Source organism: Alteromonas sp. P256 (genome assembly GCF_036864455.1).
GTDB lineage: Bacteria > Pseudomonadota > Gammaproteobacteria > Enterobacterales > Alteromonadaceae > Alteromonas.
Map to the genome: position 1 here is coordinate 340,780 of NZ_JAZETM010000001.1, position 14,040 is coordinate 354,819.

The window sequence follows — 14,040 nt, forward strand, 5'->3', positions numbered from 1 at the left end:
TTCCTGGCCGCGTTTCATATTTGCTGTTTTGTACTTCCTGATATACATCAGGTTATGCGAGCAATATCGTTAAAAATAGCGATACCCATAATCATAAACAGAAGCACGCCACCTATTCGGTAACCCCATTCTTGCACCGCTTCGGGCACAGGCTTGCCAGTGATCCATTCAACGATGAAAAACATCAAATGACCACCATCAAGCATGGGCAGGGGTAATAAATTTATAATGCCTAAATTTACGCTTATTAAGGCTAGAAAACTCAAGAAGTATGCAAGCCCATAACCAGCGCTTGTACCTGCTCCTTGAGCAATTGAGATAGGCCCACTCAAATTTTTAACTGACACATCGCCAGTGAGTAATTTGCCTATCATTTCGACACTGAGTGTCATTAAGCGCCATGTTTTATCTAGCGCTGTCCCAATAGCCTCTATAATGCCATATTGATGCGTAAACACATACCCCTCTGGCCAAGACTCAAACGTTGGGCTCACACCAAGATACCCACTTTGCCCTTGTGATGTATCACGGCGCGCTATCGTGGCACGTAGCGTCTGTTGCTGTCCATCCCGTTCAATAGCAAGAGAAATAACCTCTCCAGGGCTTTCAACAACTTCATCAACTAACGCATTCCACGATGCAAGCTTATTACCATTAAGTGCAACGATTTTATCACCGGGCAAAAGCCCCGCTTCCTTCGCTGCACTATCATCACCTACAAAACCAACGGTTAAAGTTGGATTTGGGCGAAATGGCGTCAATCCTAAGCTGCTTAAAGGAGACTCGATATCTGGGTCAAAGTTCCAAGTATCCAGTGTAAATGTGAGTTCTTTTTCAATATTCGATGAATTTCTAACGGTAACCACGGTATTATCGCCGCCAATATTTGACACTAACTCTAAGTTAACAGCTTCCCAATCTGGCGTGTTTCGCCCGTCGATATTGATAATTTCATCGCCAGGTTGCACACCTGCCACGTGGGCAATACTGTCAGGCTCTACCGCTTTAACTATTGGCTTAACCGTCTCTAGACCTACTATGTACATTAGCCAGAGCGCAAAAAACGCAAATATAAAATTAACGCCTGGGCCCGCAGCAATTATGGCCATACGTTGCAATACGGTTTTGTTGTTAAAGGCTTTACTCTCGAGTTCAGGTGGGACATCGTCAATTCGCCCGTCAAGCATTCGCACGTATCCACCAAGTGGGATCATGGCAATCACATATTCTGTACCTGACTTACTCAACTTGCGCCAAATCGGCTTGCCAAAGCCTATGGAAAAACGCTCTACCTGCACTCCACATTTTCGCGCCACATAAAAGTGACCCCATTCATGAACGGCCACAAGAATACCGAGGGCAAGAATGAATGCACCTAGACTCCAAAAAAATGCTAGCACTGAAATTTACCTCGAATTAATTCGTTCGCTTTGGTTCTAGCCAATGCGTCTTGCTCCACTATCTGCTGAATAGACGTCATCTCCACCATAGACAGTGCATTGAGTGTCGCCTCGTTGACGTTTGCAATATCACAAAAAGCAATTTGCCCCTCCAAGAAATGCGCTACTGCAACTTCGTTAGCTGCATTTAAGCTGGTGGTTGCACACTGCCCGTCTTGACAAGCGTCTATTGCCAACTTCAAATTTGGATATCGTTCAAAGCACGGCGTGTGGAAGCTGAAGTCGGCTAAGCTTTTAAAATCTAACGGCTTGACGCCAGCGTCGATACGCTCGGGATGTGCTAAACCATAAGCAATGGGCGTGCGCATATCCGGATTCCCCATTTGGGCAATCACCGAACCATCAACATACTGCACCATTGAGTGAATAATGCTTTGCGGGTGAATAACAACATCAATATCGCTGGCATTGACACCGAATAACCAACATACCTCGATAAACTCAAGCCCCTTATTCATCATAGTGGCTGAATCGATAGTAATCTTTCTGCCCATAGACCAATTAGGGTGAGTTGCAGCCTCATCGATGGTGATGCTGTTAAAGGAGTTTAACGCTCTTTCTCTAAACGGACCGCCAGAGCCAGTCAACAGTATTTTTGAAATACCAGAGCCTGCTAAATCGCCGTAGGTATAATCATGGGGTAGGCATTGAAAAATAGCATTATGTTCACTATCAATAGGCAGAATTTGCGCACCGCTTTTATTCGCCGCATCGATAAAGAGCGCACCTGACATAACCAATGCTTCTTTATTGGCAAGCAATACGCGCTTTCCCGTTTTTACTGCGGCCATGGTGGGTAATAAACCTGCAGCACCGACAATTGCCGCCATCACAGCATCTACTTCTGGCGCGCTTGAAACATCTTCTAAGGCCTGCTGCCCGCATAGAATTTCTGCTTCAACATTATGTTGCTTTGCAAGACGTAAAGCATCGTCGTAATTTGCAGGGTCAGCAATGACCACATATCGGGGCGAGCATTTATTCGCCTGCTCCATAAGCAAAGATAACTGCGTGTTACCGGTGATAGCAAAAATGCGATATTTGTCTGGGTGGCGGTTAATTACATCAAGTGTACTACAACCAATGGAGCCTGTGGCCCCTAATACCGTTACCGTCTCCATTACGCCATCCAGGTAACATAACAAAACGCGAAAACAGGAAACGCAGCGGTTAAGCTGTCGATACGGTCTAAGACTCCACCGTGCCCGGGTAAAATCTTGCCACTGTCTTTAATACCTGCACAACGCTTTAGCATGCTCTCGTTGAGATCGCCTAACGCCGATACTGCTACCGTGATTCCGCCGATTGCAAGATGAAGCCATATGCGCGACGGTTCAACTTGGTAATGCAGTGCAGCAAAGGCGATAATAGCAAAGGACGCAGCAATACCACCTAACAAGCCTTCTAAGCTTTTACCCGGTGATACGTTAGGACGCAGCTTATGGCGACCAAACTTAACGCCTACAAAGAACGCGCCAATGTCAGCGGCCCACACAATCCCCAATACATAAAAGATAAGTGAGGCGCCGTAGAAAGGGTCCACATCGTGCAAGCTTGTACGAAGCGCGATTACCGCAACCCATGTAGGAATGAGAGTAAGTAAACCAAATACCGTTCGTACCACCCTACTGTCGCGCCAAAATTTAGAATACTTTGGATAGGCAAGCACCATTACCAATGACGCAATCCACCACACAACAGCCACGCTGAGAATACCCGTATAGAGGCTGTGCAATTGCCCTTGATACCAGATAACGCTGGCATCAACAATAAACGAAAGCGCAATACAAATAGCGAACGCACCTGCCATAAACAGCAGTTTTTTAGGTCGTTCACAAACCCCCGCCATGGCTGCCCATTCGTAAGCACCGATACCTACAACGCCTGCAATAGCAATCTCAAACCAGAATATTGGTAAGAATAGAATGGCGTACAGTGCAAGTGGCGCAAGAATTAATGCGGTTATTATTCGTTGTTTTAGCATAATTTGCCCTTGGCTTTTATATTCAGGGCGAGTCCGATAATCGCCTGAGTAAACCTAATCATCGGAAACGATAACCTGCTCACCGGTGAGACCGAAACGACGTTGACGAACATTAAAATCGTCAACAGCGAGTTGAAATACATCTTCGTTGAAGTCTGGCCACAATACGTCGGTGAAATAAAGCTCAGCGTAAGCGCATTGCCATAATAGGAAATTACTTATGCGGTGCTCGCCACCAGTCCTGATAAGGAGGTCTAATTCGGGTAGGTTTGCGGTAGAGGTATGTGCAGTGAACATCGCTTCATCAATATCACTCGCGTGTATTTTACCTTCTTTCGCTTGATTTGCTAATTGCTGAGCAGCATTAACAATGTCCCAACGCCCGCCGTAGTTTGCTGCAACATTAAGCACTAGGTCGGCATTGTCTTTGGTCATCTCTTCGGCTTTGCGAATTTTTTCTACCAACTTTCCGTCAAAGGCACTTAAATCGCCGATGACTTGAAGCCGAACGCCGTTTTTGTGCAGTCGCTTTGCCTCACTGTTAAGCACGAGGTTAAACAACTCCATCAATACGCTCACTTCCTCTTCTGGTCGCTTCCAGTTTTCGCTGGAAAAGGCAAACAGTGTGAGGGACTCAATGGCGTTTTGCCTAGCAAACCGCACTACAGAACGAACAGACTCAACACCTGCTTTGTGACCAAAAGTACGAATCTTCCCTTTCTTTTGCGCCCATCGACCGTTGCCATCCATAATAATAGCCACGTGTTTAGGGCCAGCAACTGGTGCTAGCCCTATTACGTTAGTCTTTTTGGCTGCGTTTAAACGCTTTCCAATCATGATACTAACTTATACTTCCATGAGTTCTTTTTCTTTGTCAGCAAGCATGCTGTCAACTTTCTTAATAATTTCATTAGTGATTGTCTGAATGTTCTCTTCAGCAGCGCGACTTTCGTCTTCACTAATTTCTTTTTCTTTCAGCAAATCTTTGATGTCGCCATTCGCGTCACGACGAATGTTTCGAATCGCAACACGTCCGCCTTCCGCTTCATTACGCACAACGCGGATAAGATCCTTTCTTCGCTCTTCTGTTAATGGTGGAAGAGGAATACGAATAGAACCACCCGCACTCATTGGGTTTAACCCCAAATCCGACTGCATGATAGCTTTTTCAACGGCCTGGATAGCTGACTTATCGAAAACCGTTAGTGCAAGTGTGCGGCTATCTTCGGCAATAACATTTGCAACCTGCTTCAGCGGTGTATCTACGCCATAGTATGGCACCATGATACCGTCAAGCAGACTGGGGTGTGCACGCCCTGTGCGTATCTTGCTAAACTGGCCCTTCAGGGCAACAACACTTTTTTCCATACGCTCTTGCGCATCTAATTCAATTTCATCAATCACGATTATATGTCCTATGTTTCTTTATTTATCATTGCCAGCGTGGCTGATTATCGTGCCTTCTTTTTCGCCCATCACTACGCGTTTAAGACAACCAGGCTTATTCATATTGAAAACGCGAATTGGGAGGCTGTGGTCACGTGCTAGGGTAAATGCTGACAAATCCATTACTTTTAGTTCCTTGTCCAATACCTCATTATAACTGAGTTGATCGTACAAGGTAGCGTCTGGATTCTTAACCGGGTCATCGCTGTAAACACCGTCAACCTTTGTTGCTTTCAACACAGCGTCAGCTTCAATCTCGATGCCACGTAAACACGCCGCAGAGTCTGTTGTGAAAAATGGATTGCCTGTACCGGCTGAGAAAATAACGACTCTACCCGATTTTAACAGACTAATAGCCTCTGCCCAGTTGTAAGCATCACAAACGCCATTCAATGGAATAGCTGACATCATACGGGCGTTAACAAATGCTCTGTGCAACGCGTCACGCATCGCCAAGCCGTTCATTACTGTAGCTAGCATACCCATGTGGTCGCCAACAACACGATTCATACCTGCTTTCGCTAAACCTTCGCCGCGAAATAAGTTACCGCCACCAATTACAAGACCCACTTGAACGCCAAGTTCAACCAACTCTTTAATTTCTTGTGCCATTCTATCAAGCACTTTAGGGTCTATACCAAACCCTTCTTCACCCATGAGGGCTTCACCGCTTAATTTTAATAGAATGCGTCGATATGCTGATTTAGGTGTGATACTCATTATTCGATATGTCCTCGTAAACCCGGTTTGTGCTATACATTTTAACGACATGCAGCTGCATGAAAAAATATAGAACAAAGCGCTTTAGCTCATTTTGATATGTTTATGCATTTGCACAAGTGGTTTTGCTGCATACTACTTGCCATTACAGCGGCGCTCATCATCATAGCAGCGCCTCACACTATCGCGAAACCTCAGCAATAGAAAGAGATTCAGCTATAAAAAAGCACCTCCGAAGAGGTGCTTTTAGTTTATCTGACATTCACTGAATGCAAAAGAAAAACGCTCAATTATTTCTTGGCCGCTTCCATTTGCGCAGCTACTTCTGCTGCGAAATCTTCAGTTTTCTTCTCGATACCTTCACCTACTTCGAAACGTACGAAGTTGATAACATCAGCGCTGTTGTTCTTTAGAAGTTCAGCAACGGTGATCGATGGATCTTTAACGAAAGGTTGGCCAGTAAGACTCACTTCACCAGTGAACTTCTTCATGCGACCCGCAACCATTTTCTCAGCTATGTCAGCTGGCTTACCAGACTGCATTGCGATGTCGATTTGGATTTCTTTCTCTTTCTCAACAACTTCAGCCGGAACGTTTTCAGGCTTAACGTACTGCGGGCTAGCAGCTGCAACGTGCATACACACGTCTTTAGCTAGCTCTTCGCTGCCGCCAGTAAGGATAGAGATAACACCGATGCGACCACCGTGAACGTAACCACCAAGCGTGTCACCTTCAACGTTAATTACACGGCGTGGAGAAATGTTTTCACCAATTTTCGCTACAAGCGTGTCGCGAGCGTCGCTAACTTTAACGCCGTTCATTTCTGCGTCATTAAGCGCATCGATGTCGTTAATGTTATTCGCAGATGCTACTTCTAGTAAGTCGTTACCGAACTTAAGGAAGCTTTCATCACGTGCTACGAAGTCAGTCTCGCAGTTAAGCTCAAGCATAGTCGCACGACCACCTTCAACTTTAGTAAGGATTACACCTTCAGCTGCGATACGGCCTGCTTTTTTAGCTGCCTTTGCTTGACCTGATTTGCGCATGTTCTCGATGGCTAGTTCAATGTCGCCATCCGTCTCAACCAGCGCTTTTTTACAATCCAGCATACCTGCGCCTGTACGTTCGCGCAGTTCTTTAACTAGTGCTGCAGTCACTGCCATTTTTCAATTCCTCAGCAATAAATATAAATTCGTTAGGTAAAAGGGGCGACTCGCCCCTCTCATTACGTTTCGCAATATGTCACCACCTTTTACAAGGCAGCGAGCAGTCAGAATTACTCTGCCGCTTCTACGAAATCGTCTTGCTCAGCTTGTACTTCAAGGTTGCTCTCGCGACCTGAGTTAATAGCGTCTGCAGCAGCGTCCAAGTAAAGTTGGATAGCACGGATAGCATCGTCGTTACCAGGAATGATGTAATCAACACCATCTGGGTTAGAGTTAGTATCTACAACACCAACAACAGGGATACCAAGGTTACGTGCTTCTGTAACTGCAATGTGCTCGTGGTCTGCATCTACAACAAAGATCGCGTCTGGAAGACCGCCCATGTTTTTGATACCACCCAGGCTGTTTTCAAGCTTATCCATTTCGCGCTGAAGCATTAATGCTTCTTTTTTGGTTAGCTTTTCAAACGTACCGTCTTGGCTCTTCTGCTCAAGCTCTTTCAAACGCTTGATTGACTGACGAACTGTTTTCCAGTTAGTCAACATACCACCTAACCAACGCTTGTTTACGTAGAACTGGTCGCATTTTACTGCAGCATCTTTGATTGCATCGCCAGCGGCACGTTTTGTACCAACGAAAAGGATTTTACCTTTCTTCGACGAAACACCTGAGATGTAGTTCAATGCGTTGTTGAAAAGTGGAACTGTTTTTTCAAGGTTGATGATATGAACTTTATTACGAGCACCAAAGATGTAAGGTTTCATCTTTGGGTTCCAGTAACGAGTTTGGTGACCGAAATGCACACCGGCTTTCAGCATGTCACGCATAGAAACATTAGCCATTTTATTTTCCTCTTGGGGTTAGGCCTCCATATACCCCTTGTATCGATCCTTGCCAACGCGAGTTAGCTTGGACACCCCGATAACAAGTGTCGGTATATGTGTGTTTTAATAAAAGAATATACCCTATAACGTGCAGCTTTTTTCGCAAAGAAAAATAGGCTTTCCGTCAGGGCGCGCGCTTTATACCACAACCACAGTTCACTCTCAAGTTTTGAGCCCATATTCAGGGGTATTTCCTCTCTTCAATTTTTCTTTCTTCTTTCTTTAAACCGTCTCTTTGTGCTCTTGCTTATCCAAAAGCGGTCTTATTGGTGATATACTGCGTAGAATATTGTCATTAACTAAACACGACTATTGAGAGGCGTTGTGGCAGCAATAATCAAATCCCCTGATGAAATCGAAAAAATGCGCGTGGCTGGAAAACTAGCGGCAGACGTATTAACCATGATCACTCCCCATGTAAAAAAAGGAGTCACGACAGATGAACTCAATACGCTATGTCATGAGTACATCGTCAATGAGCAACAGGCGATTCCTGCTCCGTTGAATTACGGGCAACCGCCTTTTCCAAAGTCTGTATGTACGTCGGTTAATCACTGTATTTGTCACGGCATACCTTCGGACAAAAAGCTGAAAGACGGCGATATTATTAATATTGACGTTACTGTTATCAAAGACGGCTATCACGGCGATACATCAAAAATGTTTGTTGTGGGCAAACCCACTATTTTAGCGGAACGTTTAATTCGCGTGACGCAAGAGTCACTGTATAAGGCGATTGAGCAGGTTAAGCCCGGCATGCGTTTAGGCGATATTGGTCATATATGTCAAACCCATGCAGAGGCGCATAACTATTCAATTGTAAGAGAATATTGTGGCCACGGTATTGGCTCGAGCTTCCATGAGGAACCGCAGATTGTGCATTACGGCAAGCCTGGAACCGGTGAAGAACTTGTACCAGGCATGTGTTTTACTATTGAACCTATGGTGAATGCGGGTAAGCGCTATTCAAAAGTTCTTCCAGACCAATGGACCGTTGTTACTAAGGACAGGAGCTTGAGTGCGCAGTGGGAACACACCTTATTGGTGACTGAAGACGGTGTCGAAGTGCTAACACTTCGCGATGAAGAAACCCTTCCCCGTACCATCTCTCACAGCTAATTCTCACAGCTAATCAGGGCTGCCGTTAATTTTTAAGCGCAATCCCCTGCAGCCGCGCTAGCCATTGATATGAATTCTGTAGCAATGGCTAGCGCGGCTTTATACAAACCTCACGTGTAACCTCTTTCACTTACTCACCCTGTTAATGTTATGCCCTACTTATCTCTGTCTATCGCTTACGCTATAACATTTTTCCATAAATATTCACAATTCAACCTAAAATATGCATTTATTCACAGGTGCGAATTGATATTAATCCATGATAGAGTCGGAGGGGTTTGTTAGACGTCCGAAAAAGGTGCAATTTGACGCTCCAATCTCTTATTCAAGATATCGATACCATAGGTGCTGTTGATGACGTTCCTACTATTAAAGCCTGTGTAGAAAAAAGCTACGAATGGATAACGCAATCTTTTGATAGCACCCCAGTAAATCAGCTAGTCACTGGCAGAGCGCACTTTGTTGACGCACTTCTTTGCCACCTTTGGAAATTATTCGGCCTAGATGCTGTTAACGACCTGTCGCTTTGCGCTGTTGGTGGCTACGGCCGCGGTCATCTTCAACCTCATTCAGATATCGACTTGCTTATTGTCAGTAAAAAGAAGCTCAGTGCTGATGCTCAAGAGAAAGTAGGTCTCTTCATTACCTTATTGTGGGATATTAAGCTTGATGTAGGACAGTCGGTACGAACCTTAAAAGAAACGGTGAAGCTAGCAAAAGACGATATCACCATTGCCACTAACCTTGTGGAAAGTCGTTTATTAATTGGAAGCGAAGAAACGTTTGAAAAACTCTGGGAAGAAGCTAACGGCAGAAACTCTTGGAGCAGCAAAGCCTTTTTCTCTGCAAAATACGATGAGCAGAAAAGGCGTCATGCAAAGTTTAACGGTACTGCCTATAACCTTGAACCGAATATTAAAGAAAACCCTGGCTGTTTGCGTGATATTCAATCTATTGGCTGGGTGGCCAAAAAGCACTTTAAAGAATATGACGGCTGGAATTTGGTCGGCCATGGTTACTTTACGGAGCAAGAGCACAGCGAGTTAATAGCCTGTCGGATGCATCTTTGGAAAATGCGCTGCGCACTTCATTTAGTTGCTCAACGAAGCGAAAACCGCCTCTTGTTTGATTATCAGCCCGATGTGGCAGAGATGATGGGGTACGGGGAAGAAGGCAAGTCATCTGTAGAAAAGATGATGCGTGACTTTTTCCGTACAGTGGCAAGAGTGACCGAGCTCAATCAGATGCTGCTCCAGCGCTTTAAGTACGATATGTTGAATCAAAGTGTTCAGCACAGCGCCATCATCAATGAAGACTTTGAATTACTCGACTACATGATATCACCGCGCCACGAGCGTGTGTTCTCAACACCCGAGGCAATTCTCGACTTTCTAAATTTAGTGACGAATACCCCTGAAGTAAAAGGCCTCAGTACCATATGCATTAGACAGCTGCGAAATGCTCATAGAGAGTTTGAAAGTGATTACTACGTAGAACGACCTGCATGTCGTGAAAAGTTCATGATGTTAATGAAGCAGCCAGACTTCTTCAACTTCGGCTGGGACATCATGCATCAATACGGTGTTATTCAAGCCTATTTGCCTGAATGGGATACCATTGTGGGCATGATGCAGTTCGATTTGTTTCACGCCTATACCGTTGACGAGCACACGCACAGACTCGTTAAACAGGTCAATTATTTCTTTTCGAAAGAAAATAAAGATTTTCCTCGATGCGGGCGCATTTGTCGCAACCTCGATAAACCAGAGGTACTGTATATTGCCGCAATCTTTCACGATATTGCTAAAGGTCGAAATGGCGATCATTCTAAACTTGGCGCAAAAGACGTCGCCACGTTTTGCGAGCTTCATAATGTGCCCAGTGATGATGCCGAAATGATAGCTTGGTTAGTAGAGAATCACCTGCTGATGTCGGTGGTGGCTCAACGACGAGACATTTACGATCCGGATGTAATCAGTGAGTTTGCAGGAGCTATTCGAAGCCACAATCATTTAAACTTACTTTACACGCTAACCCTTGCAGATATTCGTGCTACCAATGACAACTTGTGGAACGACTGGAAAGCCTCATTGCTCAGAGAGCTATACTTGATGACGCAAAAAGCACTAGATAATGGCTTGCAGTGTCAGGTGACCCTGAATGAACGCGTTGCGACACATAAACATCAAGCACGACAGATTTTGCAAGAGCGCGCCGTGGATCCGATATCTGTTGATGCACTGTGGGCACGATTAGACGACGATTACTTTGTGCGCTTTAAACCCACTCAAGTTGCGTGGCATACAGAAGAAATTATTACGGCACAAGATGACTGGCTTACTCCAGACAACGAAGCCTTACTTGTACGGGCGAATGACAACAGCGCTAAAGGTGGCACTGAGTTGTTCGTTTATGGTAAAGACAGAAAGGCCCTGTTTGCACAGGTTGCCTCAGTACTGGATAGCAGAAACTGCTCAATTCACGATGCCCACGTTACCGTTACTCGAGACGGCTACGTATTCGACAGTATGATAGTTCTGGAAAATGATGGCACTCGCCTTTCATCCGACTCTCGTATTTCGTCACTAGAAAAGGCCGTATCTACACAGCTTGAAAAACCTGGACGTTCTCACGAAAACAAACGCAAACTGCCTCGTCAAATGCGACAATTAGACGTACCAACTAAAGTGCGCTTTTTCAATTTACACGACGAAGCCACTCTGGTTGAGCTTGAAGCACTGGACGCGCCCGGCATTTTGGCTAAAATTGGCCACGCGTTTGTCGACACGAATATGACATTAAAACTTGCTAAAATAGCGACCATTGGCGAGCGCGCCGAAGACATTTTCATCGTCAGCAACGAGGCTGGCACCGCATTAACCCAAGAACAACAAGTCAGCTTGAAAAAGCAGATTTTGTTTAAACTCGACCAACTTGAAGATATTACAATACCATGAATGAATTGAAATCCATTATTGAAGACGCCTTCGAAAATCGCGATGCCATCAGCCCAAATGAAGCACCTGATGAGGTAAGAAATGCCGTTGCAGAAGCTATTTCATTACTGAATAGCGGCAAAGCTCGAGTAGCAGAGAAAATTGCTGGGGAATGGGTAGTTCACCAGTGGTTGAAAAAAGCGGTATTGCTTTTCTTCCGTTTGCACAATAACGAAATGATTGACGGTGCCGAGAGCAAATACTTTGATAAAGTGCCTCTTAAGTATACCAACTACACCAACGAGCAATTCGTTGCTGACGGTGCGCGCATTGTGCCACCAGCAGCAGTTCGCACTGGTACATTTGTGGGTAAAAACGCGGTGGTAATGCCATCGTACGTCAACATTGGTGCATTCGTGGATGAAGGCACAATGGTTGATACATGGGCAACCGTGGGTTCATGTGCACAAATTGGTAAGAACGTTCACCTTTCTGGTGGCGTAGGCATTGGCGGCGTGTTGGAGCCATTGCAAGCAAACCCAACCATCATCGAAGACAACTGCTTCATCGGAGCCCGCTCCGAAATTGTTGAGGGCGTTATTGTTGAAGAAGGTGCGGTAATTTCTATGGGTGTGTATATTGGTCAAAGTACTCGTATATACGACCGTGAAACAGGAGAAATTCACTACGGCCGAGTTCCAGCAGGTTCGGTAGTGGTTTCAGGAAACCTGCCAAGTGCCGACGGCAAATATAGCCTTTACGCTGCTATTATCGTGAAAAAAGTAGACGCAAAAACCCGTGCGAAAGTTGGCATTAATGCACTTTTACGCGGCGTTGAATAGCATACGTAGTTATTACTAAAACAAAGTTATTGCTAAAGCAGAGCTAGTGCTAAAGCGAAGCTAAGGAAAACGAGCTACAAATAGAAATGGCGCTAACCAGTTAGCGCCATTTTTTTTATTTTAATGACCTTGCGTTTGTTAAAGGCCCATCGAATTTTATGCGATCAGCTTGTCTTTAATACTGTTCACCCAATCGATTACGTCTTTTTCTGGCTCCAACGTCTCCATTGCATCTACTTCGAGAAGTTCTGCCGCTGGCGTTCCCTGAAGCTCTACTAATAAAGCCTGAAACTGTTTACCTGCGCCACAAAAACTCTCACCATAACTGCTGTCACCTAGTGCAGCTACTGCAAAGGGCTTATCTTTTAGCAGAGGTGAATCGTCTTTTAAATCTGAAAATACAAACTCTAAATTAGGCGGGATATCCCCTTGTCCAGTGGTAGACGTAATAACTAATATTGCATCCGCATCAGTAAAATCTTCAACTGACGGCGTGCTCTCTAGCTCGCAATCAATACCCTGCTCGGCCAAATTCTCTTCTACCTGCTCGGCCACATGCTGAGCATTTCCATATACTGTGCCCGCAATTATCTTCAAAGTACCCATTACTACCTCTGCTATTTATTTTCCGCGATGTCGTATACTTTTACGAAGGAACAACGCGAAAGTTTTCTAAATGGCGTACAAATGTCGCCATTTCATGATGAAGTTCTGATGATAGTGTCATCCATCTGCCTGATGAAGGATGATGAAATCCCATTGACGTACAGTTTAAGGCCAAATTATTAAAACTAAAGTGCGATTTAGCGAATTTATTCTGCTTTCCGTCGCCATGAGTGGTATCGCCAATAATCGGGTGCCGAATATGAACCAAATGTCGACGAAGTTGATGCTTCCTCCCCGTGCTTGGCGTTAGTTTTACTAGCGAATAGCGAGCGCTCTGATATTTTCCTACCGGCTCGGGCACTTCATAGCGTGCCAAAGATTCGTAGGCGGTGGTTGCCATTTGCGCAGGTTGCTGCGGGCGCTTGTGTTTATCTGCAATTTTATCGTACTTGTACTTCAGCGCATAATCGATAAGCCCAGTGTTGTAAACGAACCCTCTTACAACGGCATGATAGGTTTTATGCACTTGTTTTTGCATCATTTGCTGACCAAGCTGCGCCGCCATGCGCCCGTCGAAGGCAAATAACAGTACACCGGAGGTAGGCCGGTCTAATCGATGGGCAGGAAATACGTGCTTACCGAGCTGATCTCTTAAAGTTTGTACGGCAAAAACGGTTTCATGTTTGTCGATAGGACTTCGATGGACCAAAAGACCAGGAGGCTTTTCAATGGCAACAATATCCTCATCTTGATATAAAACTGTCAAAGGAGCGGCCGATGGCCTTGGCTGCTCAACCATATATTGAGAGAAGGGCTTATCGACTGCTTTATTGTTCATTGCAAGAATGCCATTTGAATTGCTCCGTGTGCTAGCTTT

Annotated in this window: 13 protein-coding genes; 3 read left to right on the forward strand and 10 right to left on the reverse strand. The window is 45.1% G+C overall.

All coding sequences use genetic code 11. The features are described 5' to 3' along the window. Positions 1–47: 47 nt before the first annotated feature. The 8 genes from rseP to rpsB all read right to left on the reverse strand — a co-directional run bounded on the left by rseP (position 48) and on the right by rpsB (position 7,618). Entirely contained in the window at positions 48–1,400 is a 1,353-nt protein-coding gene (gene rseP / locus V7R39_RS01495) for a sigma E protease regulator RseP (RefSeq protein WP_334027473.1), read from the reverse strand. After that, complete coding sequence (gene ispC, locus V7R39_RS01500; RefSeq protein ID WP_334027475.1) at positions 1,394–2,581, reverse strand: 1-deoxy-D-xylulose-5-phosphate reductoisomerase; 1,188 nt, start codon at positions 2,579–2,581, stop codon at positions 1,394–1,396. Before ispC ends, rseP begins: the two co-directional genes overlap by 7 nt. Further along, entirely contained in the window at positions 2,581–3,444 is an 864-nt protein-coding gene (locus tag V7R39_RS01505) for a phosphatidate cytidylyltransferase (protein WP_334027477.1), read from the reverse strand. The genes ispC and V7R39_RS01505 overlap by 1 nt, the downstream gene beginning before the upstream one ends. A gap of 54 nt (positions 3,445–3,498) precedes the next feature. Continuing rightward, positions 3,499–4,281 (reverse strand): polyprenyl diphosphate synthase, encoded by a 783-nt coding sequence (uppS, locus tag V7R39_RS01510; protein WP_334027479.1) that lies wholly within the window; start codon positions 4,279–4,281, stop codon positions 3,499–3,501. Between the two features lie 9 nt (positions 4,282–4,290). Next, positions 4,291–4,848, reverse strand: coding sequence for a ribosome recycling factor (frr, locus tag V7R39_RS01515; protein ID WP_032094348.1), 558 nt, complete (start codon positions 4,846–4,848; stop codon positions 4,291–4,293). Between the two features lie 21 nt (positions 4,849–4,869). Further along, on the reverse strand, positions 4,870–5,610 hold the full coding sequence (gene pyrH, locus V7R39_RS01520) for a UMP kinase (RefSeq protein WP_032094347.1): 741 nt from the start codon (positions 5,608–5,610) through the stop codon (positions 4,870–4,872). Between the two features lie 290 nt (positions 5,611–5,900). Beyond that, positions 5,901–6,773, reverse strand: coding sequence for a translation elongation factor Ts (gene tsf / locus V7R39_RS01525; protein ID WP_334027483.1), 873 nt, complete (start codon positions 6,771–6,773; stop codon positions 5,901–5,903). Positions 6,774–6,886: 113 nt separating this feature from the next. Beyond that, entirely contained in the window at positions 6,887–7,618 is a 732-nt protein-coding gene (gene rpsB / locus V7R39_RS01530) for a 30S ribosomal protein S2 (protein WP_032094345.1), read from the reverse strand. A 366-nt stretch (positions 7,619–7,984) separates the two neighbouring features. On the opposite strand from rpsB, the gene map reads away from it, so the two are divergent. From map to dapD, 3 genes are all read left to right on the forward strand, one after another. Beyond that, the gene (map, locus tag V7R39_RS01535) at positions 7,985–8,779 is read left to right on the forward strand and encodes a type I methionyl aminopeptidase (protein WP_163105209.1); all 795 of its coding nucleotides are present in this window, start codon (positions 7,985–7,987) and stop codon (positions 8,777–8,779) included. Between the two features lie 305 nt (positions 8,780–9,084). After that, positions 9,085–11,736: a [protein-PII] uridylyltransferase gene (glnD, locus tag V7R39_RS01540; protein WP_334027486.1), complete on the forward strand. Its 2,652-nt coding sequence runs from the start codon at positions 9,085–9,087 to the stop codon at positions 11,734–11,736. Next, positions 11,733–12,557 carry a 2,3,4,5-tetrahydropyridine-2,6-dicarboxylate N-succinyltransferase gene (gene dapD / locus V7R39_RS01545; RefSeq protein WP_032094342.1) on the forward strand — a complete coding sequence of 275 codons (825 nt, stop codon included), beginning with the start codon at positions 11,733–11,735 and terminating at the stop codon, positions 12,555–12,557. Before glnD ends, dapD begins: the two co-directional genes overlap by 4 nt. A 156-nt stretch (positions 12,558–12,713) precedes the next feature. Here dapD and V7R39_RS01550 read toward each other — a convergent pair whose 3' ends face one another. Continuing rightward, the gene (locus V7R39_RS01550) at positions 12,714–13,163 is read right to left on the reverse strand and encodes a flavodoxin domain-containing protein (RefSeq protein ID WP_334027488.1); all 450 of its coding nucleotides are present in this window, start codon (positions 13,161–13,163) and stop codon (positions 12,714–12,716) included. Positions 13,164–13,203: 40 nt separating this feature from the next. Further along, complete coding sequence (locus tag V7R39_RS01555; RefSeq protein WP_334028113.1) at positions 13,204–13,962, reverse strand: pseudouridine synthase; 759 nt, start codon at positions 13,960–13,962, stop codon at positions 13,204–13,206. Positions 13,963–14,040: the final 78 nt, after the last annotated feature.